Below are 26407 nucleotides of genomic sequence, written 5' to 3' on the forward strand. Positions count from 1 at the left end.
TACACCACAATTATCACAGCTTATGTTGCAGGAAACAAAACCCACGATTCTGGTAGTAGACGACAACGAAGACATACTGGAATACCTTACCCAGATGCTGCAGGCTAACTATGCCGTGGTTACGGCTGAGAACGGCAACCAGGCAGCCGCTATATTGGGTGAAGAAAACATTCACCTTGTTATCAGTGATGTAATGATGCCGGGTATGGATGGGTTTGCATTATGCCAGCAAATAAAAACCAGCTTCGAATCAAGCCACGTGCCGGTGATATTGCTCACTGCCAAAAACACCCTGCAATCGAAAATAGAGGGATTGGAATGCGGTGCAGATGCCTATATTGAAAAGCCGTTTTCGCCGCAGCATTTGAAAGTGCAGGTAGCCAACCTGCTGGCCAACAGAACCAAGATAAAGGAGTACTTTGCCCAATCACCGGTATCACATATCAATAGTATGGCTTACTCTAAATCGGATACCCAGTTCCTGGAGCGGCTGAATGAGGTAATTTCCAAAAACATAGAGAACACTGCGCTGGATGTTGACCTGCTGGCGGTGGAGCTGAACATGAGCCGCGCCACCCTGTACCGCAAAATAAAGGGCATCTCCAACCTCTCTCCCAATGAGCTGATCAATATTACCCGCCTTAAAAAAGCTGCCGGGTTATTGCTGGCTACAGACTGCCGCATCAACGAGGTATATCACCAGGTAGGCTACAGCTCGCAGAAATATTTCAGTTCCAGTTTTCACAAACAATTTGGTACCACACCTACGGAATACATACAGTTAAAAAAGTCCGGGCACTGAAGCATTGCTGCACAAAGGCTATTCCGGGAAAGGCCCACAGTCGGTGACTGCGGGCCTTTTTATTTGTTGCAAAGCTTCCCATATGCTGCTGATCAGGAATATTCTTACTTCGTTACCGGGTTGCCGTTAAAGATGTCCCGGTACATCTTCCAGCCCTCGCTTGTTTTCTTCCATACCACTATGTATTTCGCTTCATCTATCAGCTTACCGTCTTTGTCTACTATCTGGCCCCAGCCTTCTTCGGTGATATAGTCAACACCATCGCCATATAGTTTAGTGGTAACCAGTTTGCCGCCGCGGATACCCATTTTGTAGCCATCTGTAAAGAAATGTGCAATAGCACCCCTGCCGCATACCAGCTGCATACCGGGTGCCAGTATACAGGCATCTTCGGCATAGCTGTTAATGAAAATGGAAGAATCATTCTTGGCAAACGCCTGGTGGTATTTTGCATTGCTCGCAGCAATGGCATGCTGCGCTTCTGTGTAAGCAGCGCCTGTTTGCGCATGAAGATAACCGGAACAGGTAAAAACAAGTACCAATAGCATTGCCCCGGTAAAAAACAGTTTCGCTTTCATGTTTGTTCTTTTAACTATTATTGATTGATTCAGTTAAAAACAAAACTAGCAGCATGCCCTTGCATGAAATAGTAAATTTCGGAACTGGCCGGTTTTTACAGCAGTTTTTCGTTCAGGTACTCAGTGGGCGTTGTGCCGGTAAATAGTTTAAACTCCTTGGTAAAATGCGACTGGTCAAAATACCCGCAGTTGTAGGCGATGGAGGTAAGCGATTCTTTTTTATTGTCCAGCAAATCCAGGCTTTGCCTGAAGCGGTTGAGCTTTAAAAACGATTTGGGTGTAAGCCCGGTGTATTGCAGGAATAACTTCTGCAGGTACCGGGATGAAAAGCCTGATTTCTCTGCCACCTGGTCTACATTGTCAAAGTAATTGTTGGCGGCCATGTACCGTGTAATATCACCTACCAGCGTAATCTGGTCAAAACGCTTTTCTGCATTGGCCATGCGGCTGAATAAAAACTGCTCAATGAGGTGAATGCGCAGTTGCAGGTCGTTTGCCTCCATTAGCTGCTGATACAGGGTTTGTGTAGAACTGTGCAGCAAACCGGTAAGGTCAGATACCTGGTCGTTAAACCCGTCCATGCTTTCCCTTAAAAAATAAGCGGGTGCATGTGCATAAAACCGGATGCCGATCATGCAGATCTTTCCCTTCGACTTTATGGGCAGGGGCCGTGTTAACTGGCCCAGGTAATCGATCGGCGGTGTAAGGTTAAAACGGTTCTCTGTTTCGGCGTACAGGTAAATATCGCTGAGGTTAAATATCAGCTCAGGGTAACCGCCGGGTAATATCTTTGTTTCGAACTCTATAAATTCATCCGTTTCCCGGATGAAGTAACATTTCACATCTTTCCGCAAATACGCATGCGGCAGTATTTCCTCGTATCTCAATTGCATAGTAGCTGGTATGAAGCGTGTTGTTAAATGTAAACACTTCAACCGGTTACCCATGCGCGATATGGATGAGTGGCAGTATGGGCTGTTCAGCAGCACGGGGTTACAAAAGTGGGCAGCCGGAATACTACGACCAGCTGCCCGGGCAAGAACCCAACCGAAAAAAAGAAAGCGTTACGCTGTTGCAGTCAATAAGGCATCAATATGATGCGTGGCCAATACCATGGGCTCATATTGTTCAAGATCTGCGGCAACAGCTTTTATATGTTTTTTGTAAGCAGCATCATTGATCACTTTCTGCACAGCTTCGCGCACCTGCACGGGATCGGGTGATTCTGTTTCAAGATCAATGCCGATATTGAAATAACCCACCCTGGCACAGATCTCATTCTTCCCTTCATGCATGCCTGCAGCTACAATGGGCAACTGGTGTTTGATGCTAAGCAGCACACCGCCGTAACCGCCATTGGTTACAAATACAGATACATGCGGCATAATAAGATCATACGGCACAAAGTCTTCCACAATCACATTCTTATACGGGTAACGCGCCCGTAAAAACGTGGTATTGCTGCCGCCTGTGGTAACAATCACCAGTGTATCGGTGTCTTTCAGCGCATCTACCGTAGGCTTGATGAGTTTGTTGTAATCTTTCTCAACCGTGCCTTGTGTAACCAGTACTATTTTTTTGTAGGTATGCAGCACGGTATTAAACCATTCCGGCACTGCCGCTTTTTCCGGTGCCTGGTAAGGATGCAATGCGCCTACAAATTCAATGTTCCTGCCCATATCCGGCCGCCTGTATTCAAACGCCGGGCTACCGCTCTGCAAAACCAGGTCTGCATGTTTCAGTATAACGTCAAACAACTGTGCACCGTTGCTTTGCACACCATGTGCGGCAAGCGCTTTCGCATAAGCTGCAATCGATTCTTTAAACAGTATTTTGTGCGATACCAGGTGCAGCAGCCGGTATTTCATCAGTTGTAAAAAATTCCCGGGAGGCGTCATACCCAGGCCATAGGGCGCCAGGTAGCGCGATTTTTCGGGCAGCGGTACAATACCTACCGCAACTACGGGAACAGCAAGCGCAGCCTTCACTATAGGAATGGCGCTGAACACAGAATCAGCAATCATCAGGTCAAACCTGAAATCACGGTATATCTCCCGTATATCTTCATAATACTCCTGTGCCCGGTCAGAAAAAATATGAATCAGGTCAAAATTCAGTTTGGCTATTTTGCTTTTGATCTCCGTACGTTTCGGAAAAACACTGTCTACATTACTACCGTTGGCATCAAGCGCTTTTTTAAACGGCAGGTGTGGAATGCCCAGCTTACCGAGTTTTGCCTGATACAAACCGGAGGTATACCATTTCACTTCCCATCCCTGCTGCTGCAGGTATTTGGCCAGCCCTGTCAGCGGGTTAAAATGACCGTCGGCCGGTACTGTGGCGAACAGTACTTTTTTTTGTCTTACTTGATCCAACATATACTTACACTTTATAAACAAATCCCCGGCGCCGCAGCGCCGCCTTACCGTGCCTGTCTCAACTGGTGTGGTACAGAAAAAAGTTGCTCCGGCCGCATGAGTAACAGGCCTGAACCTCCTGCCGCCTTTACAGCGTTCATGAACTGAAAATACCTACAGCGTATCTTCAACCGGAGCAACAACACAAAGGTGCCTGTTTTCAGCAATTGCACACTAGTCAGAATCAATGAAATAATGAGTAGAATCAACGGCAAAAAAGAACAGGCCGGTTCTCTGTAAATACCAGTACAAGGGCAATTCAGCGATATTTCGCTGATCACTTATCTTGTACCCTACCTGGTAACTGGCGTATACACACAGACAGGTTTGATATGGTCAAACAGGGGTTGCATTTGTCATGTGGCAGCCCCGGAATTTGCCTGCCTTGGGGGACTATTTTTTCTGCTTTTTTATGAGTATATTGTTAGTGAAAACCGACTGCTGCCACCGGCACATTCATCAACTCCGTTACCCATGTCATTCTTCAGAAAACTGCTGCACCGCTTCAGGCGGGTTGACAATGGCAAAAACCCTTTGCCTACGCGCGACCTGAAACTGCGGTATAAACTATCCCCGGCAAACGGGAAACTCTTCGCGATACAGTTCGCCACTTTCATCAAACAAAACATGAACATTGAGCTGGACTACTCGGTAAAATCATTGCGGTTTGTAGATGCTTTTTTACTGCAGTTCAGCAATGAGGGATTTACCGTGAATGATTTTGCAGAAGTTATTTTCACGGCAGGTTGTTATACCGGTGAAGTAATGGTACGCAACAACAAAGGCAAGTGGACCACGCCCCATGCCATCGGCGTTCCCGAAACCGGCGCCACCGATATTATTGTACAGCTGCCCAACGGCTACGTGGTAGACCCGATTGTAAAAGCCTTCAAGCGTTTCAGCTTTGGCCAGGGCGAAGAAATCGTATGTTTCTATAGTGTGTTTACAGGGTTGAACTGATGCCTTCATGATGCCCATGCCGGCAGAGGGAGCGTTACCACCGCAAGCGGTTAAGCGGCCACAAATTAAATGCTATCAGCTAACCGCTAAAAGCTGATTTTGATTTCTACCATTCGTTTACTATTTTGTGTTAACAGGCGCACGGCGAAGCAATACAGGCTTGGCGGCGCTGCCTTTCACATGCACGTCAGCACTCCCCGGTATATTACTGTTTGCACATGGGCTTACGGCAGCGACAGCTGTTATAAGCGGTTTAAACCAGGATGCGCATCCTGTATCTGTTAACACAAAGACAAGCACGCATGGCTGCCTCACAAAAAACACCGGCTCATTTGCCAGCTGCACCTGCCACGCACAGTGCGGAGGCGAAAGACAAAGAGCGCTTTACTGCGCACAATAACCGGCACATACCACCTCCGCAGGCAGGCAAGGCTGCCGCACAAACGCATGTGCAGCACAATTTTGGCCAGGTACCGGTATTTGCCGCAACCGCCGCACGTGCAACAAAAGAAACAAGCGATAACAAGGAACAGGATGATGCTGCTGATAAAAAAGAGCGGGAAACAACACCTGCCGCAGCATCGCGCTGTTATGTGCCTCCCATACAACTAAAGCCGTTATCACCTGCCACCACACCGGTTACCACAGCACCGCCGGTGGTGCAAAATGTGGTGTCGCAACCGGGCGAACCACTGGCACCTGCCACCCGCTCATTTTTTGAGCCACGCTTTGGCCACAGCTTTGGCAATGTGCGTGTGCATACCAATGCAAAGGCAGAGGCATCGGCACAAGCAGTAAACGCACGCGCTTATACGGTTGGGCAAAACATTGTATTCAATTCAGGACAATATGCCCCCTCCACCACACAGGGCAGGCATTTGCTGGCGCATGAATTAAGTCATGTAGTGCAGCAGGGACGCGGTGCGCAGAACCTGCCTTCGGTTATGCCGGGCAATTCACTGGAGCAGGACGCAGACAATGCGGCAACGGCTGTTACGCAAGGCATCGGGCCGGTAGCTGTTGCAGGTGCCAGTGCCCCGGGACTGGTGCGCGATGCCGAATCGATGATCAAAACATTAAACCCTGCCGCACTCAGCGATGCAGAACTGGAACGCGAAGTACGGCTGCTGCAGGGCGAGCTGGTGAAGCGGGCCAAAACAAGCGATCCCGATACAGAACGGCTGGTACAGGCACTTGACCGGCTGGAAGCAGAAGCCTTCAGGCGGCACTCGGTTTCCAAAGCACCCAGGAACCCGCTGATACCATCGGTAAAAGGTGGCAATGATAAAGAGCGGCTGGTGAATACCATCCAGCTTATACAAAGTGTAAAGCAGGTAGGCAGTGGTTTGTACACGATTGAGATAGACGGTGAAACAAAGAACCTTTCACAGAAAGATGTGGATGATGCCAATGGAAAAATTACCGCAGCTATCAGGGATGGTATCAGGCAAACCGGCAGCAAGGCTGATTATGCGGAAGATGGGTACAATAACCAGTCTGCCATTGACAAAGAACACTGGATTGTTTCCAACATAGTAAAAACCATTGGCCGTATCAAAGATCCCGGTCCGTTTTTACACATAGAAGTGGGGCGCGCGCGGTCGCTGGCAAAAGCAGCACAGAAAGCACTTGCAGATAAAAACTATGCCGTGGCTGCCAGCCTTATGGCCGATAGCGAAGCAGCTGCCACCAGTGCCAAAACCATGTACCAGATGTACTGGCAGGATATCATCTCGGTAGGTGAAACCACCATTACGGTACTGGAATACACCAGGGATGCATCCTTTATTGCGCTTGGTATACTTGCCACCATTGCATCGGGCGGACTGGCAGCAGGCGTGTTATCAGCAGAAGCCGTGGGCGGCAGCGCTGCTACTGCGGGCGCCATTGCCACCTGGGCACCCATGGTAGGTAAACTGGGTGAGGCAGGCATGAAGGTGTATTACGGCGATAAGGTAGACTGGGGCCAGCTTGCGGTAGATGCAGTGGTAACACTTATCCTCAGCAAATTTGGCGGTAAGGTAGGCGAAGGTGTTGCGGCCCGCATTATTGGCCAAAACCCCGCAGCACAAAGCCTGGGCAAATACGTAGTGGCCAATATTGTGCAGAGCGTGATTGCAGGTAAGGCATCGGCCGCATTTACGGTGGCAGTGAACAATGTTTACGCAAGGCTAAAGGGAGATAACAACGTAACCTGGGCCAGCTTTACAGACCAGCTGACCATACAAATGCTTGATCCCAAAAGCACCTTCCTGGATATACTCAACGGCGCCATCTCCGGTTATGGACATGGCAAGGCCGCAACAACCACCAAACCGGCCCCCACAGCCGCCGCAGCACCCACACCCAGGCCTGCCGCAGCCAGTGGCGGCAGCACAGGTGCACCGGCCAAGGCAGCGCCGCCACCTGCAACCACCGCTGCACCCGCACCTGTACTGCCCAAGGCACCTGCTGTTCAGGAACCACCCGTACTGCCGCCTGCAGGTAAAACAGGAACAGCACAGCTACCGCCGGCCATTAAACCACCTGCAGATACAGTAACGCCGGCAAAACCACCTGCCGAAGCCACCATACCGCAGCCCCCCAAACCTGCAGCCACCAACGAAGTGCCACCGGCTAAGGCACCGGCAGATACCACTGCCCCGCCACCTGCTGCGCCTAAAGCAACGGCAGCCGATATTCCGCCACCGCAGCCCAAACCGGCAGACAGTACTGGCAGCAAAGAAACCGTACCAGCCAAACCACCTGCTGCTGATGAAGTAACACCCATTAAACCCAAAACCGCGGCAGACGAGCCAGGCAATAAACCTGCTGCTGCAGGCAAAGCCCCTGCTGAGGAAGTGCCGCCTGCACCAGCCAAACCGGCAACAGCCAACGAACCCGGTGCAGGCAAAACACCTGCAGATGAAACCGGCACTGCAAAACCCGCAACAGGCACGGGTGAAAACAAGGAAGGCGCAGCAGGCAAACCCGCTACACCCGGCGACACACCTGCCAAACCGCCTACGCCGGAAGAACTGCACGCGCAGAAACTGCAGGAAACCGTAAAAGAGTTTCAGACAGAGCTGAAGGATGCGATTGGCAAGGTAGAAGCAGCAGACGCGAATGTTGCAGCGGCGAAGGAAAACGCACGACAATCCAAAGAAGCTTTAACAGAAGCGAATAAGAAACTGAAAGCCGCGCAGGCTGCCGCCAAGAAGGCGCAGGGCACACCAGACGAAGTAACGGCCACCGCAGCAGCAAAAGACGCACAGGACGCGGCAGACATGGCCAAACAAACAGACGACAGCGCCAAACAGGCACTCACCGCGGCTACCGATACGCAGAAAGTGGCCAGGCAGGCAGAATCTGACGCGCGCCAGCTGGAAGCACAGGCACAACTGGAAGCCTCTGTTCCCAAACGGGAAGCCTTTGCGGCGAAGAGGGATACCCTGCAAAAGCAACGCACCGAACTGGAAGTAAACCTGAAGGCCAAACAGGATGATCTCAGTCAGCTGATGAAAAAACTCGATACGGAATCGAGGAAGATGCCAAACCTGAAAGGTGATGCAAGAGCCGCCCAGCAGGAGAAACTAGACAAGCTGAATGACCGGATCGGCAAAGCGAAAGATGCACTGCGGCCACTGCAGGATGAGCACGCTGTGCTGAATGCAAAAATTAAGGCAGCAGAAGTAGAACTGCAGCAGGAAATAGAACGCTCCAGTGCCATACCCGAAGATGTGCAGGAAGACCTGAGAAAGGCCGCACGCCCCAAAGAGCTGAATGATTATGTGGCGCAGAAAGCGAAGATGGACCCGGCTACCAGGCAGCCTATTGACCCGGTGTATAACAAACCGGTATCAGTGTTAAGTCCTGACCATATTTACCCGGTAGCCAAAATCATGAAGTTGCCCGGCTTTAACAGGCTTTCGCGCACACAGCAGATCGAGATACTAACGCTGCGCGAAAACATTATGGGTATTGACCCATCTGTAAACTTTGGCAAGCGCGACCGCTCCTGGGCCGAATACGAAGGTTTGCAGGAAGCCGGCCCTATTGACCCGGCTATCAGAAAACAACTGATACAGGCAGAAAATGTGGCTAAATTAGCTGTAGAAAAAGCGATCAAAGAAAGACTGAAAGAATAATGAAACACCAACGTAAAATAGGCAGCTGGGTGGTGGTGGCCGATTGCGGGGAAGCACTATCGCCCCAGGCCGAATCGTTGCTTGATGCCATTGAACAACTCGATGCAGCCGGTCCGCCGGTACAAAACGGCACCACCATACAATTTGGCTGGTCACTGTTAACCCTGCGCGACTTCAACGGCGAGCTGCATGTATGCGAGCCCTATTTCGCCGGTGATCCCTTTACCAGCGTGATGCCCTTTGTAGACAATACCCTGCAGGTACTGAAAGGCCAGGCCGCCCTGCTGGAGCAGCTGGGTGTTAGCCCGGTAGATATCCGCTTCAGTGATAAAATAGGCGTAGCCAAAGGCTGCCTGCAGCAGGATCATATTTACCTGGTACGTGAAGAACCGGTGGATGCCGAAGATTCTGGCTGGTACATCGGCCTGTACGGCGAACCGAAAGACAGGCCTATGTCAGAAATAGACCTGCTCAGCATTTATGAAGTCTTTAACCAGCGCTACGCCTTACTCGATGTAATGACCCTGCCCCCCGGCTTCCGCGTATCTTTCACCGGCGACGTTATAGAGGCAGTGATGGATGGGAATGGGGAGATGCACCGGGTGCAGGCGTGAACGTGAATCGTCAGTCGGCAGTCGTGTCCAAAGGGCTCCCTTGGAGAGTGATCTTAGCGAATTTTTCCTTGCCCCGCCCGCGGCTGTGTCTTCACAGCCGCTTGGTTTAGTGCGAAGGTGGCTGTGGGGACACAGCCACAGGCAAAACATTAAACCTCAAACCTTAAAACATAAAAACAATCAGGCACTTAAGCAATTAAACCATCGAACCCGCTTTCACATTTCATTAACGAGGCGCATCATTTAGCATTTTTGGATACCTTTGCGGCCATATATGAACAGGATTTACTTCTTCGAAATTCCGTCCGCAAAGGTTTATGCTGTACAAATAAACCGAGACCTCACGCCAGCCGATACAGAAAAATTAAGCTGGCTCTTCGGAGGCGCACAATGCAAGTCAGCAACAACAGTAACCGGTTTCTTTGTTGGTCCAAGGGCAACCATGATTACGCCCTGGAGCACCAATGCCGTGGAAATTACCCAGAACATGGATATCCAGGGCATCCTCCGTATTGAAGAATTTGAGCCCGTGCAGGCAGATGCCGATGGTTACGATCATATGCTGTTCCAGAAATACGACACGCTAGGCCAGGCCATCTTTACCATCAATATTCAGCCCGAGCCGGTACTCGAAATAAGCGATATCGCAGCCTACAACAAACAGGAAGGCTTATCCCTCAGCACCGAAGAGGTAGATTACCTGAACCAGCTGTCTGAAAAGCTGGGCCGCAAACTCACCGATTCTGAAGTGTTCGGTTTCTCACAGGTAAACTCAGAACACTGCCGTCATAAAATATTCAACGGAACCTTTGTCATCGATGGTGAAGCACAACCCACCTCTTTGTTCAAACTCATCCGTAAAACATCAGAAGAAAACCCCAACGATATTGTCTCTGCCTACAAAGACAATGTGGCTTTTTTAAAAGGCCCCAAAGTACAGCAGTTCGCCCCTAAAAGGCCTGATGTACCGGAATACTACGAGATCAGGGATTTCGATTCCGTTATTTCCCTGAAAGCCGAAACACACAACTTCCCTACTACGGTTGAACCATTTAACGGCGCAGCAACAGGCTCCGGCGGTGAAATCAGGGACAGGCTCGCAGGCGGCCAGGGTTCTTTGCCGCTGGCTGGTACCGCGGTGTACATGACCGCTCTTTCCAGGCTTGAAGAAAACCGCGAATGGGAAAAAGGCACGAAGGAAAGACAATGGCTGTACCAGACGCCCATGGACATCCTTATCAAAGCCTCCAACGGCGCCACCGATTTCGGTAACAAATTCGGCCAGCCCCTCATTACCGGTTCTGTGCTCACCTTCGAACACGAGGAAGATGGCAGAACACTGGGCTTCGATAAAGTAATTATGCTCGCAGGCGGTATTGGTTATGGCAAGGCCGACCAGGCACAGAAACAGAAACCCAAAGAAGGCGATAAGATTGTAATACTCGGCGGCGACAACTACCGCATTGGTATGGGTGGTGCAGCCGTATCTTCTGCAGATACCGGCGCTTTTGGCTCAGGCATTGAGCTGAACGCCATTCAGCGCTCTAACCCCGAAATGCAGAAAAGAGCAGCCAATACCGTTCGCGGTATGGTAGAAAACGATACCAATTCCATCATCTCTATTCACGACCACGGTGCAGGCGGACATTTAAACTGTCTCTCTGAACTGGTAGAAGATACCGGCGGCCGCATCGACCTCGACAAGCTGCCCGTTGGCGACCCTACCCTGTCTGCGAAGGAAATCATCGGCAACGAATCGCAGGAGCGCATGGGCCTGGTTATTGGCCAGCAACACATCGACCTGCTGAAGAAAATAGCCGATCGCGAACGCAGTCCCATGTACACCGTGGGTGATGTTACCGGTGATCATCATTTCTCTTTTGCTTCTTCCAGCAAAGATGTAAAACCCATAGATCTTGAGCTGAAAGATATGTTCGGCCGCTCACCCAAAGTGGTGATGGAAGACAAAACCATCAACAGGAAATACCAGCCCGTTACCTACAAAACCGGTCAGCTGCACCAGTACCTGGAGCAGGTATTGCAGCTGGAAGCCGTGGCATCGAAAGACTGGTTAACCAATAAAGTAGACCGCTGTGTAGGCGGCCGTGTTGCCAAACAGCAATGCGCAGGCCCGCTGCAGCTGCCGTTGAACAACTGCGGCGTAATGGCACTCGATTTCCAGGGCAAACATGGTATTGCCACATCTGTAGGTCATGCACCTGTTGCCGCACTGATTGATGCAGCAGCCGGCAGCCGTAACGCCATTGCAGAATCACTCACCAACATTGTATGGGCGCCTTTAAAAGACGGTCTGAAGAGCGTATCGCTTTCAGCCAACTGGATGTGGGCCTGTAAAAACGAAGGTGAAGACGCCCGTTTGTACCAGGCAGTAAAAGCCTGTTCTGATTTCGCCATTGCACTGGGCATCAACATACCTACCGGTAAAGATTCCCTGTCAATGAAACAGAAATACGCCGGCAGCGAAGTAATTGCACCGGGTACCGTTATCATTTCAGCAGCCGGCCATTGTGATGATATTACAGCCGTGGTAGAACCCGTACTGCAGAAAAATGGTGGTGCGGTTTATTATATCAACCTTACCACCGGTGGTTTCAAACTCGGCGGTTCTTCTTTTGCGCAGATACGCAACAAAATTGGTGACGAAACACCGGATGTACAGGATGCTGCACAGCTGAAGAATGTATTCAATACCATACAGCAGTTAATCAAAGCCGGTAAAATACAGGCTGGTCATGATGTGGCGAGCGGTGGCCTCATCACCACCCTGCTCGAAATGTGTTTTGCAGACAGGAACCTCGGCGCACAGCTCGATTTGTCTGCACTGGGCAGTGATGACATTATTAAAACATTGTTTGCAGAAAATGCAGGCATCGTATTCCAGGCAGATGCAGGCGCAGAAGCAGTGCTGAACGCAGCAGGCATTACCTTCCACAAAATAGGTACGGTTACTGAAACAGCAACGCTCACCATTCAGCACAACGGCAGCAGCTATAGCTTTGCCATTGATGAACTGAGAGATACCTGGTTTAAAACCTCGTACCTGCTTGATCAGCAGCAGAGCGGTAAAGTAAAAGCGAAAGAACGTTACGACAACTATAAGAACCAGGTATTGAAATACCAGTTCCCCGCACAGTTCGATGGTAAAAAACCGGTGATCGATGCAACCAAACCAAGACCGAAGGCGGCCATTCTCAGGGAAAAAGGCAGCAATTCGGAAAGAGAACTGGCCAACGCCATGTACCTCGCAGGTTTTGATGTAAAAGACGTGCACATGACTGATTTAATCACCGGCCGCGAAACACTGGAAGACATCCAGTTCCTCGGTGCGGTGGGTGGTTTCTCCAACTCAGATGTACTGGGCTCTGCGAAAGGCTGGGCAGGTGCATTCTTATACAACGACAAGGCACGTATTGCGCTGGAGAACTTCTTTAAGCGCGAAGACACGCTTTCTGTTGGTATCTGTAATGGCTGCCAGTTGTTTATTGAGCTGGGTTTAATCAACACCGATCATGCAGAGAAGCCAAAAATGCTGCACAACGAAAGCCGCAAACACGAAAGCATCTTTACTTCGCTCACCATACCGCAGAACAATTCCGTGATGCTGTCTACCCTGGCAGGCGCTACGCTGGGTGTTTGGGTATCGCATGGTGAAGGCAGGTTTAGCTTACCGTATGCAGAAGACCAATACCAGATTGTTGCGAAATATGCCTACGAAGGTTACCCCGCCAATCCGAATGGCTCTGATTACCATACAGCGATGATGTGTGATACAACCGGCCGTCACCTGGTAACCATGCCACACCTTGAACGTTCTTTGTTCCAGTGGCATTGGGCCAACTATCCACAGGGCCGCAAAGACGAAGTATCTCCCTGGATGGAAGCCTTTGTTAACGCCAGGAAATGGATTGAGCATACTGCTAAATAACAAGAACTGATATAAATGCAAAGCCGCCCCGATTAAAACCGGGGCGGTTTTTTTAATGCCCCGTTTTAGAAAAATGCAGTTCGGGCAAAACAATCTTGTATTCCACATTTGTTTCCTTATTCTCCCAATACACCAGGAAACCAATCTTTGCATATTTCAACTCATACCCATGTGCATACTGGTTTCCAATCTCTGCCATGGTCTTTTTTGAAAACCTGACAACAGCTTCGCCGTTCCCGTTAAAACAATCAACATCACTTACGCTTAATACCTGGCCGCTGTACAGCCCGTCAGTCAAATGCTGGATACCCGTAAAATAACCCAGGTAAACACCTGTAAGCCCCAGCTGTATTACTATTTCAACCGGCTCGCTGTAAACATTATCATCTTTTGTGCACACCAGGTTCTCCGCTTTAATATGATCGAAATAATCACCGTTGTAATGAATGGTTAAACAGTTTTTGGCACGTGTAATACCCACATATATTTTGCGCTTAACCTCATCGTTGTCCAATACGATATTATTTAACAATATAAATACATTATCAAACTCCTTCCCTTTTGCTTTGTGAATGGTAGATACAATAATCCGGTCATTGCCCGGTTCGAGAAAATCTTCAATAGCAGATTCACGGATAAATATCTCCAGGTCTGACCTATACATTTGCTGCTTGTTGGTAACCTCAAAATCACTGATGATCTTACTGCACAATTCAAGCTGCGAGCTGTTATAAAACCTTTGCATAAAAGCCTTCTTTGCTTTTTCCCAGTGCCCGCTGCTGATCTTTTTGGTATCATCGCCCAACATATCAGTAAAATAGCGCATTTCAATTAGGTCGCCCAGGTTATTGATGCAATCTCCTTCCTGTATAAGTTTTGCATTCCGCCCATTTGTACAAAGCAATGCAACAACCTTCAGAGCTTCTTCATTCGAATTGGTAAGCACAGCTGTGGTGCCGCATAAATCTGAAGACAGCACATCGTTAACCAATGGCGTCACCAGCTGCCTGTCAGTATAACGGATCACTCTTATTGCGCCATTGTCTTTCTGATTGGCGATCAAAGACTGGCTTTTAATTCGCCGTTGTATGGTTTGCACGAAAGCATTTGCAAATGCGGTGATATTGGCTTTACTCCTGTAGTTCTCAACCAATTCATAAGAAACAATATTATTTTCAACGCCGAAATGGCGCATATATTCCGAACTCGACCCCCTGAACTCGTAGATATTCTGATCATCATCTCCAACCAGTATTACCCGCATCTTTGGATTTTCCTTTTGCAATGTGCTGATTAGCCTGTATTCGGCTGCAGACATATCTTGCGCTTCATCAACTACCAATACAGTTTTGGCAATCTGGCTCGCTTCAATTTCCCCCTTATTTATTTTTTCAATAGCATCACTGATCACAGTGGCAAACTGTTCAGCACGCCCGGTTTCACCCAGCAGATCAAAACAGTATGAATGAAACGTTTTTATGTCAACATACTTGCTGGCTCCGCCAATAAGTGCTGTCAGCTTTTTTTTGAATTCAGTAGCCGCCGCCCTGGAAAACGTAAGCATCAGCAATTGTTCGTATTTCACCTCCTCCATCAAAAGCAATGAAGCAAGCTTATGCACCAGTACCTTGGTTTTTCCACTGCCCGGACCAGCTGCTACGAGCATAAAACCGGCCTGGTCATGTACAATTTCTGACTGCACCTTTGAAAGGTCACCAAACAGCTGCTTGAATTTAGCCGGTGTTACAGGCAGCCTGATTTCATCCTTGCGGGACCCTTTAAAGTACTTATCAAGGAAAGCACTATAATTTATCCTGAAATAATCATCTACAAACCGCTGTGCAGTTTCCTGATCAGTAAGCATTCGTTTTGCATACTCACCTACAATATGAATCTGCTGAATTTTACTGTTATAAAACTGATCCAGTTTTTTGTAATCCTCTTTCTTGTAACGCCTGCTTTTATCGTTTTCCAGTCGCTCTATTGTCATCCGGTTATAAAGTACGAGGAAACCACCTTCAATACTTATGGCCTCAATTTTTGACAGGTAAATCAGTGCATCTTCAACATCATCTATAACTGTATCATTGAAAATACCTGCCTGTTGTTCATATTGCTCTTTCAATTCGTGTACAGAAAATTCCACCATGGTAGCCTTTTCATCTTTTACAACAGGCTCTTGCTGTGTAACTTTCTGTTGCAGGTACCCTATAATAAAACGCACCAGCAGATGCCTTTTTTCGAGCTTTGCCTTCAGCTGCGATACCGGTTCGGTCAATGCAACAGTAGCCTGTAACCGCGCATCCCCGCGATGTTCCCGCTTAATCAGCTTACTAATTTCCCACAAATAAATAATTGTTTTAAGTCTTGCAGGTGTGACATTCGCCACATCTCTTTTTTTTGCTTCTTCATTAAGTTTCTTAAAATGATATACTCTTTTCTCTTCACTAAATATGGTCAGCAAAAACTGTTCAATTGCCCTGAATGTTTTAACAAGCGTCTCACTTATTCCATTTTTGCCAATAAAAGCATTCAGGTCTTTTGTATCAGCAAGAATTTTCTCTTCGCGCAACAGGTTCACAATATTAATCACCTCTTCTTTCGGGATACCCATGTGATCAGATATGTAGTCGATGCGCGCTTCTGCTTCATCTTCGCTATTTCTGTTCCTTCTTTTGCTCGAAAAAAGAGACCGGATTATCCGGGCCGCTTGCTCTTTTTGCTTTTCATTAAACCTTTCAGACAGGGTAATTCTATCGATGGCTTCCCGGGCAGTTTTGGTAAGGATGCCATTAGCAAATACACGAGGCATATTTTGTCCACGTTTCACATAACCAGCATCTTCCAGTGCGGCAATAGCATTTAATACACGGGTTTCAATATCTACAACGTCTTCCTTCCACCCTGCTTTCCTGGCAATCTCTAGCGGAGAATTGGAAAAAGCAAGGCGGTACGTTGTAACAGCTTTAACCGCCGACCACACCTGCTGAATTTCACTCATTGACAATCTCGTCTGGTTCAGCAGTATAAAATGTTTATTCAAATCTTCCTCGTTAAAAAGTATAAAGCAGTTGGCAGTTATACTTTCATCGCGCCCTGCCCTTCCTGCCTCCTGCACGTAATTCTCCAATGAATCTGATATATCATAGTGAATCACCAGTTTCACATCCTTTTTGTCTACCCCCATACCAAAAGCAGAAGTAGCCACAATGACAGCTAATGCCCCTAATTTAAAATCATTCTGGTTAGCCACCTTTTCGCTCGTATCCATTTTTCCATGAAACGCCCTTGCTTCAATTCCATCTTCAAACAACCGTTTGGCGATATCCAATGCCTTTTTTGTTCGTGAAACATAAACAATCGTTGGACAATTATTCGCCAATATCAATTCCCTTGCAGCAAGGTATTTTTCATCATCATCTTTTTTCTCCCAAACATGGTATTGCAAATTGGTTCGCGACACGCTGGAGTGGAATACGGTGAACTCAATAGACAACTTCTCTTTAAAATATGTTTTGATATCAGCTATTACATTGGGTTTTGCTGTAGCTGTAAAACACGAAACAGGAATACTTTCAGCAATATTTTTCTTTTGTTGCAACATTTTAATAAAGTCAGCAATGTACAGGTAGTCTACCCGGAAATCATGTCCCCATGAAGAAAAGCAATGCGCTTCATCAATTACAAAACGGCTGATTTTTCTACCCAATAACAGCCGCTCAATTGTTTTCAACCGTAGTGATTCCGGTGATATATACAATATAGAAACCGACCCATCTTCCACCCGTGCAATGGCTTGCTCCCTTTCCAATGGATTGATAAGACCATTAATTGTAACCGCTTCTGTAATACCACTCGCAAGCAGGTTATCAACCTGGTCTTTCATTAATGATTGCAATGGTGAAATAACCACTGTTAGCCCTTTAACTGTTTCCCCACATAGTAGTGCCGGCACCTGGAATGTTAATGATTTTCCCCCACCTGTTGGAAATATTGCCAGAATCGACTTTCCGTCAACTGCTGCTTTTACTGACGCCTCCTGCAAGGGCTCATCTGCATAAGTCCTGTATGCATCATAATCAAAAAAACGTTTCAATGCCTTGTGAACATCCAGCGCACCGTTGCAATAAATGCAACCAGGCAAGCAGGCCCTGTTCCGTAACTGGTACATTATTGTTTCAACAGCAGGATAATTTTTCGACACCCAGCGCGGCGCAATAGAATACCGGCTTTGCACATGTATCAATGATAAACAATAAGCCAACTCAACCGGCGCCTCCCGGATCATTTTTGACAAGTCTGCATTTTCACAAACAAACATGCGAAACTTATCCCGGATTAATTGTTCTACATCATTATCCGAACATGTGTAATCCACAAAACGAAAGAAGGCCTGAAATGCTTTTTGTTGATGTAGCAAGCAATATAAAACCTGCTTCATTGTTTCATCATATTCCTTAAACGCAGTTACTTCATCCCAAAAAAGCTCCCTGGCTTTTTTTGCATCTGCAACGGGATTATTCAACTCATCCGATTGCAATTTTTCATCTTTCAGTAGTTTATGATAAGGCCGCAATGGGAACAGCAATGGAGACAAATACAAGGTGTCAATAATATTATTGGCATCTATTACAGCAGCAACCTCGCCCAGATAATGAAAGTCGTGATGGAATATATTATGGCCGCAAATAAAATCGGCCGTTTGTAGAAATGCAGCAAGCGCATGCAAAGATCTGGAGTGAAAAACATTTTCCTGCTCTTTTACGGCACCGGCATCAAGTACCTTTTTTGTATTGAAATCTACTTCAAGGTCAATAAAAGCAATTGATTTCATAGATTATAACATATAGCTATAAAAAATAATGAAAACAATGCATTTTTTCAAGAATCATTATGAATATTAGCAATACTGTAACGTACTGATGAATTCAAACGAAGTAACATTCAATTGATTATAACATTTCGCTAGATGTGGTTTTCCAGGCCGTTTTTGGTATTTACACCCAATGCCGGTGTTTAGCCAGTTGCCACAGCATAAAACAGAGGCTTAACCAGAGCACGGTTACAAAAAATCCTGCCAGTACATCGCTGGCGAAATGTACACCCAGGTAAATGCGGCTGCAGCCAATAAGTATGGCCAACAGTGATAATAATATGGCTGATATAAGCTGCAGCCAGCGTGGCACGCGGCTTTTCCAGATAACAAAAATGATCAGCCCGCAAAAAGTGAAAGCACCCATGCTGTGCCCGCTGGGAAAGCTATATCCTTGTACGGCATCCAGGTGCGCCAGTGCAGGTCTGCTGCGTTGGTATATGTTTTTCAGAATTACATTCAGCAGCATGCTGCTGCCGGCAATGGCAATAAGCGCTGCTGCCAGTTGTTTTCGTTTTTGCAACAACAATATCAATGCTATCAACAGGTAGGCAGGTGCCAGCACAGTACCGCTGCCTAAAAAAGTGATGCGTTGCACCTGCCTGGTTAATGCAGGGCCGGCATGCTGCGTGAGCAGTATGTATATGCGGTGATCAAAATTATTTTGATCACGAACGGTAATACAATAGTGCGCAATAAAACCAAATACCGAAGCCGATAACAGCAGCAGCAATACAGCCAGCATAAACTCCAGCGTAAACAATGCCAGCCACGATTTTGCAGGTGCGTTCTTTTCCATTCGAAACTGATGCGCTTTTGATCTAACGGTTAAGATAGCCTATTCAGCAGGTTGTATCCAGATAAAAACCCGCAAACAGGCAAAGCTGCCTGCTTACGGGTTTCAATGGCATTTTATAACAAGTTGCACTAAACTGTGGCAGCACCAAATACAGGCCTCAGCAGCATGCTGAGCGTAGTATCCGGGGGCAGCAGCAGGGTGTTGATGCCAAACTGCTTTGCACCACCCACATCTGCAACAGGGTTGTCGCCCACGTGCAGAATCTGCTCCTTGGTAACAGGATACAGGGCGGTCACCTTTTCAAACATCAGCTGGTAAAAGTTGGGCGAAGGTTTGCTGGTGCCTTCTTCATCTGAATACAGCTGGAAATCGAAGTAGCTTTCGATACCCCAGTCAGGCATCAGCTGGCGCAGGGTTGAGCCGCGCGTAAAAGCTGTATTGCTCAGCAGGCTGATTGTGTACCCCTGCTCCCTGAGTGACTGGAATAAAGCCGGTGTTTCAGGATCCATGAGCACAGGCGGGTTTTCAAAAAACAATACTTCTGTTGCCGTATAATATGCATCCAGCTGCGCCGGTTCTACCTGGCGTATGTCTACACCCAGGTTGGCCAGCAGGTAATAATAAATTTCATAAAAAGAAGCCTGGCCGCCTGTTTTTTCATTGATCACGTTAATCAGTACATCGAAATATTTAAAGGTGACATTTATTTCTTCCATGCTCCGCGTAATCCCGAACATATCAGCAAAAAGCTGGTTGCGTTTTGGCTTGTATTCCGGGTCAGACTTGATGATGGTATACCAGAGGTCGAAAGAAATGTGTTTAAGTCCTGTCATTGGTTCTCGGTGAATGGTTTTAAAAATCCCTGCAAAATTACCGCATTCAGCCTTACGGTTCAGTCAAATTTCTGTTTGCAGCAAAATTACATTCAACCCGGTGCCTCATTTATTAGGGTGGCATAACTTACGCATTACGGGCTTCAGTGATGCATCGATTCCACCAACGGTAGCCACCAAACGCGGGTGATAGATTAATTTCAATTATATAAACCTGCAATCATGAACACCGTTATTACCCGCATGTGGCATGGCCGTACCCGGGCGAGCGACGCCGATACATACCTGGAATATTTACTACGCTCCGGCGTACCGGGTTATAAAAGCATACCCGGCAATCTTTCCGTAGAAATATGGCGCCGGGCAGACAATGATGTTTGTCACTTCTGGACAGTCACCAAATGGAACAGCTGGGATAGTATCCGTGAATTTGCAGGCGAGCCGCTGGATACTGCAAAATATTACGAAGAAGATCACCTGTACCTGCTGGAATTTGAAGAGAAAGTAACACACTACGAAACCTTTGTGCGGTAGTAAACATATTGCAAACTGCGGTAAGCAGCTTTATTCCAGTATCACCGGTTCAAAATATTCCTTGCCAAAAGAGTAAGCAACCTGCTTTTTGTATTGAAGCCTTCCGATGATGATAGCCGGATGGGTATTGAATTGTTTTGCAAAGTGCCTGATCTTTTCTTTATTAAGTGGCGCCGCTGACAATATCTCAGCCTCTTCTTCCTCAGTCAATGTCCACTTCACAGCAAAAACATCCGCCTCCTTTTCTTTAACCAGGTCTTGATCGGAATATGCTACCTGTTCCAGGAATATATCCTTTTTACCATGTAAAAGAATATGCCCTGCTTCGTGAAAGAAAGTAAACCAAAAGCTATCATTCCGATTGTACCTGCCGGTCAGTTGTATAAAAGGCGTATCATTAAGCCAGCGTGTAGAGCCATTGATAGGAGCTTTATGAATACAGGGCGTATAAACCACTTTAATGCCCGCTTCCAGGCAAATGCTTTGCAGTTGGTTAAAGAAGTCGTTGGGATGTTGCGCCATGATGGATTTTAGTTGCGGCAGCGCATCTCTGAACTTCTTTTCCGAATATTCATTTGTTTTTAACTCCGCGGCTTGTAACTCCCCTTTCCGAAGCCATGCTGAGATTGCATAGGGCTCATTTGTTTGTGCCAATGAAATACGAAAGGAAACTTTAAGTTGTTGTTTGAAATAATAATCTTCCCAGGCCGTGTGATTAGAGAAACCAAAGAAAGTAAGCAGCGCTGTTGTTTTTTCCTCAATAGTGGCCGCACGGGGCAGCCAGCCTTTCTTTATCATATCGCTCAGGGGGAATAACTTCGCCCATGCCACTGCATGTTGGATAACTATTTGCCTTTTCTGCCTGGCGATAAACTCATCATAGCTTCGCTGATGATTCATCCAGAAATTTGCCGGAATCCTCGTCACACTTTCAAACTGCACGGCCATATCAGGCGTAATAGCACTCTCCCCGTTAAGAACAGCAATAATAGTTTTCTCAGGTTTCCCGGTACGAAGCGCAAATTCTTTCGGCCCCATGCCCATTTCCTTTAGTTTCTCATCTAAGGTTTCCCCTGGATGCGGCCTTGATGGAGGAAAATATTGATGTTGTTTTGCCATTGTTAAGCTTCTTTGTGGTAGTTTATAATCTCAATTACCGCTACCCCCGTAATTGCTAACCAAACGTATTGACCGGCCTCATTTGTGGGTATGGGATCTGCGTGTGGCGTAAAAATCAATCTGTACGGCTGGTCCAGATCGCAGGCCCACTGGCCTTTCCGATCGCCTTTAAGTTCGTGGTAGTTTCCTGGCAAATGCCTTACCTCTTCTAATGTTGCAGCATCTTCCAGCTGGCTAAGCCGCCTCCTCAGAATCTCAGCTCTTAACTTCCCTAATGCCTGAATCCGCTTCCGGTCGTCATTGGCCAGTTTTTCTAATTTCTTATCTCCAAAGGTGATTTTCAATGCAAATATACTTATATTTCAATTAACACTTACTGTAAGTCAAAAAAGACCAACCCTCCGACAATCTTGTCTATCGTAGTCAAAAAAAAGCCCCTCACCGCAATCGCTGCTTTTTACTTAAAACACCTTACTGTTCCTGTTTGCAGGAAAACCGATACAAGCAAACATCTTGCCCTGTACCTTTGTTTGTATAAAAAACAAACCACATGATAGCATTCCTGGGTATGGGACTTCTGGGTTCCAATTTCGTGAAAGCCATGATAAAAAAAGGAGAACAGGTACAGGTATGGAATCGCACACCATCAAAAGCGAAGGCCCTGGAAGCAGATGGCGCCAAAGCATTTGAAGATGTTGCAGCAGCTGTAAAAGGCGCTGCCGTAATACATGTAACCCTGAAAGACGATGGCACCGTAAACGAGGTACTGGCAGCAGCCAGCGCAGGCTTTGAACCCGGCGCTGTGATTATAGACCATACCACCACCTCGGCCGAAGGTGCGGTACAAAGAACAAAAGACTGGAAAGCAAAAGGCTTTACTTACCTGCATGCACCGGTGTTTATGGGTCCGTCCAATGCACTGGAAAGCACAGGCATAATGCTGGTTTCCGGCGACCAGGAGGTCATCAGGCAATGGGAACCGGCACTCGCAAAAATGACCGGCCGGGTAATCAATTTTGGTACTGAAGAAGGCCGTGCTGCAGGTATGAAATTAACCGGCAATCTTTTCCTGATAACATTCACTGCCGGTATCGCTGATACGCTTTCGCTCGCGAAGGCATTGCATATTCCCGTGGAAGATCTCAATACCCTGTTCGACACCTGGAACCCCGGCGCAGGTTTACCGGCCAGGTTAAAACGCGTAGCCAGCGGCAACTACGAGCAGGCTTCGTGGGAACTGAATATGGCCCGTAAAGACACCGGCTTATTTATGCAGGCCGCAGCGCAGGCAGGCACACCGCTTGCCGTAATACCAGCTATTGCCAAAGAAATGGACCGTTGGATAGAAAAAGGCTATGGCAGCAACGACTGGACAGTAATTGGCAAGGATGCTGTTTCCTGAATAGTTTCTCTCCTGTGCACCAAATAAGAAAGCTCCCGCAACGGGAGCTTTCTGCTTATCAACCATGGTTGTTTGCTTAATTCAGCATGCCATCCGGTACATGCCCGTCAGTTCCTTTAAAATCAAGCCCCAGCACCTGCGCCACCACCGGCGCAACATCGGTTAAATGAATTTCACCAATGCTGCTGCCCTTGCGCACACCTTTACCGCTGATAACAAAACCGGTTTTAATATCATTGAAGTCAGGATAAAAACCATGCGTACCGCCCTTGGCAGGTTTTACCATTTTACCATCTGTTGCATTGCTGAAGGTAGTGCCCTGTAAACCGGTCACAGCCAGCACTGCAGCGGGGTCTGCGCCGGATTGCGTTAATGCCTGCTGATCGATGATTTTAAAATACTGTTGTTCTGCTGCAGGCAACTGTTTCAGCAGTTCCACTACTTTATTCAATGTAGCTTTGTCATTTTTATCTTTCAGGTGCAGGAAAGCAGAACCGCCTGCGCTGTAAAACTGCGCTTTCCAGTCACCGGTTTTAACATCTTTCAGCAAACCGTTCTGCGCCAGCAATACATTGGGCGCAAAGGAATGGCTGATGTTTACAAAGCCATGATCGCCGGTTACAATAATCACCGTGCTGTCTTTTATACCTGCACGTTTCACTGCTTCCAGCACATCGCCGATAGCCCTGTCTGCACCGGCTACCGCTTTTCTTACCAGTGAACCGTCTCTTCCCTGTGCGTGTTCATAGTGATCACAGCAGGCCAGATGCAAAGCCGTAAAACCGGGCTTGTATTGCTGAATGATGTAAGCACTCATGCGGCCTACATTTTCATCCATAATCAGTTCATCGTTTACCATCGCGAAATCATCCGGTTGTAAAGTGCCGGTGGCTTTATCCTGCAGCTCCTGCCACAAACCTGCGGGTGTTGTATTTTTTGCAGTAATGGCCAGTCGGTCGCTGCCGCCTTTGGCTACCCATATATCAGGTACATTGTAATCGATAGGTGCACCAACGGTTACAGGCCATATTACATTGGCAGATGTTTTACCTGCTTTGTGTACTGCATCCCATAAGGTGGGCACCTTAATGGCGTTGTAATCAAAATACCATACACCCGATGCGCCCTGCGGTTCAAACGGTGCATTGTAGTAAACGCCGTGTTTTGCAGGCGCCACACCGGTTACAATGGTAGTATGATCCGGGTAGGTAACAGACGGAAACACAGGTACCGCGGCACTTGCACGCACACCGCTGTCTGCCAGCATGCGCAGGTTAAATGCACCCCAGGATGCATCCTGGTAAAAGTCGGGACGAAAACCATCAATGGTGATCAGCACAACATGCGTTGCCTGCTGCGCAAATGAATAACTAACTGCCGGTAGCAGCAATAATGAAAGGATGAACTTTTTCATAATATATAATGACGCTGTAAAATGCAAACAGGTACCAGACAGGCATATTACCAAATTGTTAAGAGGTGGCATAGCCGCGCCGGCACTGCATCGCCGCAAACATACATGCAGTGCGGGTTAGTGCGGCATTGACTACTTGTAAAAAAGCAAAAGGTTTAATCATGCAACCACTTTTGTTGATGCATTTATCAAAACTTAATCATTTGTTTGCAAAAAATTAACATGCGTGCTGCAATTTGCGGCCTGATTCACTGCCGCCATACATTCACCCTGTGCACACCGGCAGTGACTGTATGAGGCATACATTGGGCAACGTGCTTTGTAATCCGTATATATAGTGTTAAACATGCATTTTCAGGAATTATTACCGGATGAACAATCCTTACTGCAACGACTGAGAGAAGGCGACAAAGATGCGTTCAATGAGCTGTTTAACCAGTTTGCAGAACCGGTACTGACCTATATTAATTTCAGGCTGCAGGATGCACATGATGCAGACGATATTTTGCAGGAAGTGTTTATTAAGCTATGGCATAAGCGCAGCACCATTGAAGTGCATACTTCTTTTAAAAACTACCTGTACACCATTGTACAGAATTGTATCACGGACCATATCAGGGTAATTAAAAGAAGAAAATGGCAGCCTGCGGATACACCGCCCGACACACAGGAAGACCATATTAAACCCAACGACTATTATCAGTACAAACAACTGCACCAGTTGTGGAAGCAGGCCATTAAACGGCTTCCGGTACAGATGGGCAGAATATATGTGATGAAAAACGAAGAAGCCCTGTCTGTAAAAGAAATTGCTTCAGAACTCGATCTTTCCGAGCAAACCGTAAAAAACCAGCTGCACACAGCCAGCCAGCGCATTGTAAAAATATTACAGCAGGTAAACCTGTTGTTCCTGTAACAACGCATTGCAACGCATGTTACGCCCACTTCCTTTTTCTTCAGCCACTATCCCCTGTAATCCGCACCCAACGGGCTTCGCAGCAATGCTTCAGCCACAAATGCACGCGCACAGCCATCTCCGTACCCACCCAATATGAACGAATTGTTAAGCCGCATTTTACACTGGTACTATTTTTTTCAGTCATCGTCACTTATACAAAGTAATTCTTCCCATGATCTGGAAAAGACGTAAGAGCGGCACTTTCACTGATGAGCAATGGCAGCAGGCCTGGCAACAACCGGCGCATCTGTCATCCGAAAGAAAACAGGAATTGCTCGGCGCAATACACAACCGCATCCATACGGCTTCTGCAAACGGCCGCAGGCGTGTATTGTATATCAGTGCAGGCGCAGTTGCTGCAGTGCTTACGGCATTGATTGTGAAGTTCACCTGGATGAACAACAGCCAGGTACCGGTATCGGCCTGGGATGTAGTGGCAAGCGATGGCAATAAAAAGAAAGTGGAACTGGCAGATGGTTCTGTAATATGGCTGGCACCTAATTCAGCTATACATATGTATCCCACATTTGCTGCAAAACGCTCGGTGGTGCTGGATAAGGGAACCGCTTTTTTCTCTGTTACCAAAGACCAGGTACATCCATTCTCGATTGCAGTGAACAAACAGAAAGTACTGGTCTTGGGTACACAGTTTACCATTACTGTAAAAGATACAACAGACCTGCACCTGGCTGTAAAGGAAGGCACAGTTGCCCTGCACAACCAGCGCGGACAGGTAATTGTACATGGCGGACAGCAGGTAAGCACTGTTAACAATAACACAGGCAACACTAACCTGGTACCGGCTATTGCTGCCGACTGGTGGCTGCAGCAGGAAGTACGCCTGTTTGATGTACCGCTTGGAGAACTGATCGATAATGTTTCGGCTTACTATCATGTAAAGCTGAATACCACAGGGGTTAACCGTTTAACAAAAGTTACGCTGACCTGGAATTTTTCACAGCCGCTCCGGGATAACCTGGCGGTACTGAACCAGCTGACAGGAAACACCATTCACTAAACAACAACAGTTC

General features: G+C 47.4%; 18 protein-coding genes. 9 read left to right on the plus strand and 9 right to left on the minus strand.

Annotation, left to right across the window (positions count from 1 at the left end):
- The first annotated feature begins 22 nt into the window (after positions 1–22).
- On the plus strand, positions 23–802 hold the full coding sequence (locus tag DXN05_RS16290; RefSeq protein WP_116848340.1) for a response regulator transcription factor: 780 nt from the start codon (positions 23–25) through the stop codon (positions 800–802).
- Between the two features lie 104 nt (positions 803–906).
- Here DXN05_RS16290 and DXN05_RS16295 read toward each other — a convergent pair whose 3' ends face one another.
- The 3 genes from DXN05_RS16295 to DXN05_RS16305 all read right to left on the minus strand — a co-directional run bounded on the left by DXN05_RS16295 (position 907) and on the right by DXN05_RS16305 (position 3758).
- The gene (locus DXN05_RS16295; RefSeq protein ID WP_245975229.1) at positions 907–1380 is read right to left on the minus strand and encodes a YybH family protein; all 474 of its coding nucleotides are present in this window, start codon (positions 1378–1380) and stop codon (positions 907–909) included.
- A 95-nt stretch (positions 1381–1475) separates the two neighbouring features.
- Positions 1476–2273 (minus strand): helix-turn-helix transcriptional regulator, encoded by a 798-nt coding sequence (locus DXN05_RS16300; RefSeq protein WP_158559277.1) that lies wholly within the window; start codon positions 2271–2273, stop codon positions 1476–1478.
- A 171-nt stretch (positions 2274–2444) separates the two neighbouring features.
- Complete coding sequence (locus DXN05_RS16305; protein ID WP_116848342.1) at positions 2445–3758, minus strand: glycosyltransferase; 1314 nt, start codon at positions 3756–3758, stop codon at positions 2445–2447.
- 513 nt (positions 3759–4271) lie between these two features.
- On the opposite strand from DXN05_RS16305, the gene DXN05_RS16310 reads away from it, so the two are divergent.
- The 4 genes from DXN05_RS16310 to purL all read left to right on the plus strand — a co-directional run bounded on the left by DXN05_RS16310 (position 4272) and on the right by purL (position 13444).
- Positions 4272–4757, plus strand: a complete 486-nt coding sequence (locus DXN05_RS16310) for a hypothetical protein (RefSeq protein WP_116848343.1) — start codon at positions 4272–4274, stop codon at positions 4755–4757.
- A 302-nt stretch (positions 4758–5059) separates the two neighbouring features.
- Positions 5060–8884, plus strand: coding sequence for an eCIS core domain-containing protein (locus tag DXN05_RS24955; RefSeq protein ID WP_211330081.1), 3825 nt, complete (start codon positions 5060–5062; stop codon positions 8882–8884).
- The gene (locus DXN05_RS16320) at positions 8884–9498 is read left to right on the plus strand and encodes an immunity protein Imm33 domain-containing protein (RefSeq protein WP_116848344.1); all 615 of its coding nucleotides are present in this window, start codon (positions 8884–8886) and stop codon (positions 9496–9498) included. Before DXN05_RS24955 ends, DXN05_RS16320 begins: the two co-directional genes overlap by 1 nt.
- Positions 9499–9772: 274 nt before the next feature.
- Positions 9773–13444 carry a phosphoribosylformylglycinamidine synthase gene (gene purL, locus DXN05_RS16325; RefSeq protein ID WP_116848345.1) on the plus strand — a complete coding sequence of 1224 codons (3672 nt, stop codon included), beginning with the start codon at positions 9773–9775 and terminating at the stop codon, positions 13442–13444.
- A gap of 52 nt (positions 13445–13496) precedes the next feature.
- On the opposite strand, the gene DXN05_RS16330 is transcribed toward purL, so the two are convergent.
- The 3 genes from DXN05_RS16330 to DXN05_RS16340 all read right to left on the minus strand — a co-directional run bounded on the left by DXN05_RS16330 (position 13497) and on the right by DXN05_RS16340 (position 19949).
- Entirely contained in the window at positions 13497–18278 is a 4782-nt protein-coding gene (locus tag DXN05_RS16330) for a RecQ family ATP-dependent DNA helicase (RefSeq protein ID WP_116848346.1), read from the minus strand.
- A 163-nt stretch (positions 18279–18441) separates the two neighbouring features.
- The gene (locus tag DXN05_RS16335; RefSeq protein WP_116848347.1) at positions 18442–19116 is read right to left on the minus strand and encodes a phosphatase PAP2 family protein; all 675 of its coding nucleotides are present in this window, start codon (positions 19114–19116) and stop codon (positions 18442–18444) included.
- Between the two features lie 128 nt (positions 19117–19244).
- Positions 19245–19949, minus strand: a complete 705-nt coding sequence (locus DXN05_RS16340; protein ID WP_116848348.1) for an HAD family hydrolase — start codon at positions 19947–19949, stop codon at positions 19245–19247.
- Positions 19950–20171: 222 nt separating this feature from the next.
- On the opposite strand from DXN05_RS16340, the gene DXN05_RS16345 reads away from it, so the two are divergent.
- On the plus strand, positions 20172–20483 hold the full coding sequence (locus DXN05_RS16345) for an antibiotic biosynthesis monooxygenase (protein ID WP_116848349.1): 312 nt from the start codon (positions 20172–20174) through the stop codon (positions 20481–20483).
- Between the two features lie 30 nt (positions 20484–20513).
- Here the strand turns inward: DXN05_RS16345 and DXN05_RS16350 are convergent, their stop codons facing one another.
- Together DXN05_RS16350 and DXN05_RS16355 are read right to left on the minus strand one after the other, a co-directional pair.
- Positions 20514–21602, minus strand: coding sequence for a HigA family addiction module antitoxin (locus DXN05_RS16350; RefSeq protein WP_116848350.1), 1089 nt, complete (start codon positions 21600–21602; stop codon positions 20514–20516).
- A 2-nt stretch (positions 21603–21604) separates the two neighbouring features.
- Complete coding sequence (locus DXN05_RS16355; protein WP_116848351.1) at positions 21605–21946, minus strand: type II toxin-antitoxin system RelE/ParE family toxin; 342 nt, start codon at positions 21944–21946, stop codon at positions 21605–21607.
- A 206-nt stretch (positions 21947–22152) separates the two neighbouring features.
- On the opposite strand from DXN05_RS16355, the gene DXN05_RS16360 reads away from it, so the two are divergent.
- Positions 22153–23004 carry an NAD(P)-dependent oxidoreductase gene (locus DXN05_RS16360; RefSeq protein ID WP_116848352.1) on the plus strand — a complete coding sequence of 284 codons (852 nt, stop codon included), beginning with the start codon at positions 22153–22155 and terminating at the stop codon, positions 23002–23004.
- 76 nt (positions 23005–23080) lie between these two features.
- Here the strand turns inward: DXN05_RS16360 and DXN05_RS16365 are convergent, their stop codons facing one another.
- The gene (locus tag DXN05_RS16365; RefSeq protein ID WP_116848353.1) at positions 23081–24418 is read right to left on the minus strand and encodes an alkaline phosphatase family protein; all 1338 of its coding nucleotides are present in this window, start codon (positions 24416–24418) and stop codon (positions 23081–23083) included.
- A gap of 346 nt (positions 24419–24764) precedes the next feature.
- Between DXN05_RS16365 and DXN05_RS16370 the strand changes: the two genes are divergently transcribed.
- Both DXN05_RS16370 and DXN05_RS16375 read left to right on the plus strand, forming a co-directional pair.
- The gene (locus DXN05_RS16370) at positions 24765–25334 is read left to right on the plus strand and encodes an RNA polymerase sigma factor (RefSeq protein ID WP_116848354.1); all 570 of its coding nucleotides are present in this window, start codon (positions 24765–24767) and stop codon (positions 25332–25334) included.
- A gap of 214 nt (positions 25335–25548) precedes the next feature.
- On the plus strand, positions 25549–26394 hold the full coding sequence (locus DXN05_RS16375; RefSeq protein WP_116848355.1) for a FecR family protein: 846 nt from the start codon (positions 25549–25551) through the stop codon (positions 26392–26394).
- Positions 26395–26407 lie beyond the last annotated feature (13 nt).

This window comes from Deminuibacter soli, from assembly GCF_003412455.1.
Lineage (GTDB): Bacteria > Bacteroidota > Bacteroidia > Chitinophagales > Chitinophagaceae > Deminuibacter > Deminuibacter soli.

What these genes read in the sequence shown, in the direction of transcription:
- DXN05_RS16290 (WP_116848340.1), top strand. Translation starts at nt 23, where the DNA reads ATGTTGCAGGAAACAAAACCCACGATTCTGGTAGTAGACGACAACGAA.
- DXN05_RS16295 (WP_245975229.1), bottom strand. Translation starts at nt 1,380, where the DNA reads ATGAAAGCGAAACTGTTTTTTACCGGGGCAATGCTATTGGTACTTGTT.
- DXN05_RS16300 (WP_158559277.1), bottom strand. Translation starts at nt 2,273, where the DNA reads ATGCAATTGAGATACGAGGAAATACTGCCGCATGCGTATTTGCGGAAA.
- DXN05_RS16305 (WP_116848342.1), bottom strand. Translation starts at nt 3,758, where the DNA reads ATGTTGGATCAAGTAAGACAAAAAAAAGTACTGTTCGCCACAGTACCG.
- DXN05_RS16310 (WP_116848343.1), top strand. Translation starts at nt 4,272, where the DNA reads ATGTCATTCTTCAGAAAACTGCTGCACCGCTTCAGGCGGGTTGACAAT.
- DXN05_RS24955 (WP_211330081.1), top strand. Translation starts at nt 5,060, where the DNA reads ATGGCTGCCTCACAAAAAACACCGGCTCATTTGCCAGCTGCACCTGCC.
- DXN05_RS16320 (WP_116848344.1), top strand. Translation starts at nt 8,884, where the DNA reads ATGAAACACCAACGTAAAATAGGCAGCTGGGTGGTGGTGGCCGATTGC.
- purL (WP_116848345.1), top strand. Translation starts at nt 9,773, where the DNA reads ATGAACAGGATTTACTTCTTCGAAATTCCGTCCGCAAAGGTTTATGCT.
- DXN05_RS16330 (WP_116848346.1), bottom strand. Translation starts at nt 18,278, where the DNA reads ATGAAATCAATTGCTTTTATTGACCTTGAAGTAGATTTCAATACAAAA.
- DXN05_RS16335 (WP_116848347.1), bottom strand. Translation starts at nt 19,116, where the DNA reads ATGGAAAAGAACGCACCTGCAAAATCGTGGCTGGCATTGTTTACGCTG.
- DXN05_RS16340 (WP_116848348.1), bottom strand. Translation starts at nt 19,949, where the DNA reads ATGACAGGACTTAAACACATTTCTTTCGACCTCTGGTATACCATCATC.
- DXN05_RS16345 (WP_116848349.1), top strand. Translation starts at nt 20,172, where the DNA reads ATGAACACCGTTATTACCCGCATGTGGCATGGCCGTACCCGGGCGAGC.
- DXN05_RS16350 (WP_116848350.1), bottom strand. Translation starts at nt 21,602, where the DNA reads ATGGCAAAACAACATCAATATTTTCCTCCATCAAGGCCGCATCCAGGG.
- DXN05_RS16360 (WP_116848352.1), top strand. Translation starts at nt 22,153, where the DNA reads ATGATAGCATTCCTGGGTATGGGACTTCTGGGTTCCAATTTCGTGAAA.
- DXN05_RS16365 (WP_116848353.1), bottom strand. Translation starts at nt 24,418, where the DNA reads ATGAAAAAGTTCATCCTTTCATTATTGCTGCTACCGGCAGTTAGTTAT.
- DXN05_RS16370 (WP_116848354.1), top strand. Translation starts at nt 24,765, where the DNA reads ATGCATTTTCAGGAATTATTACCGGATGAACAATCCTTACTGCAACGA.
- DXN05_RS16375 (WP_116848355.1), top strand. Translation starts at nt 25,549, where the DNA reads ATGATCTGGAAAAGACGTAAGAGCGGCACTTTCACTGATGAGCAATGG.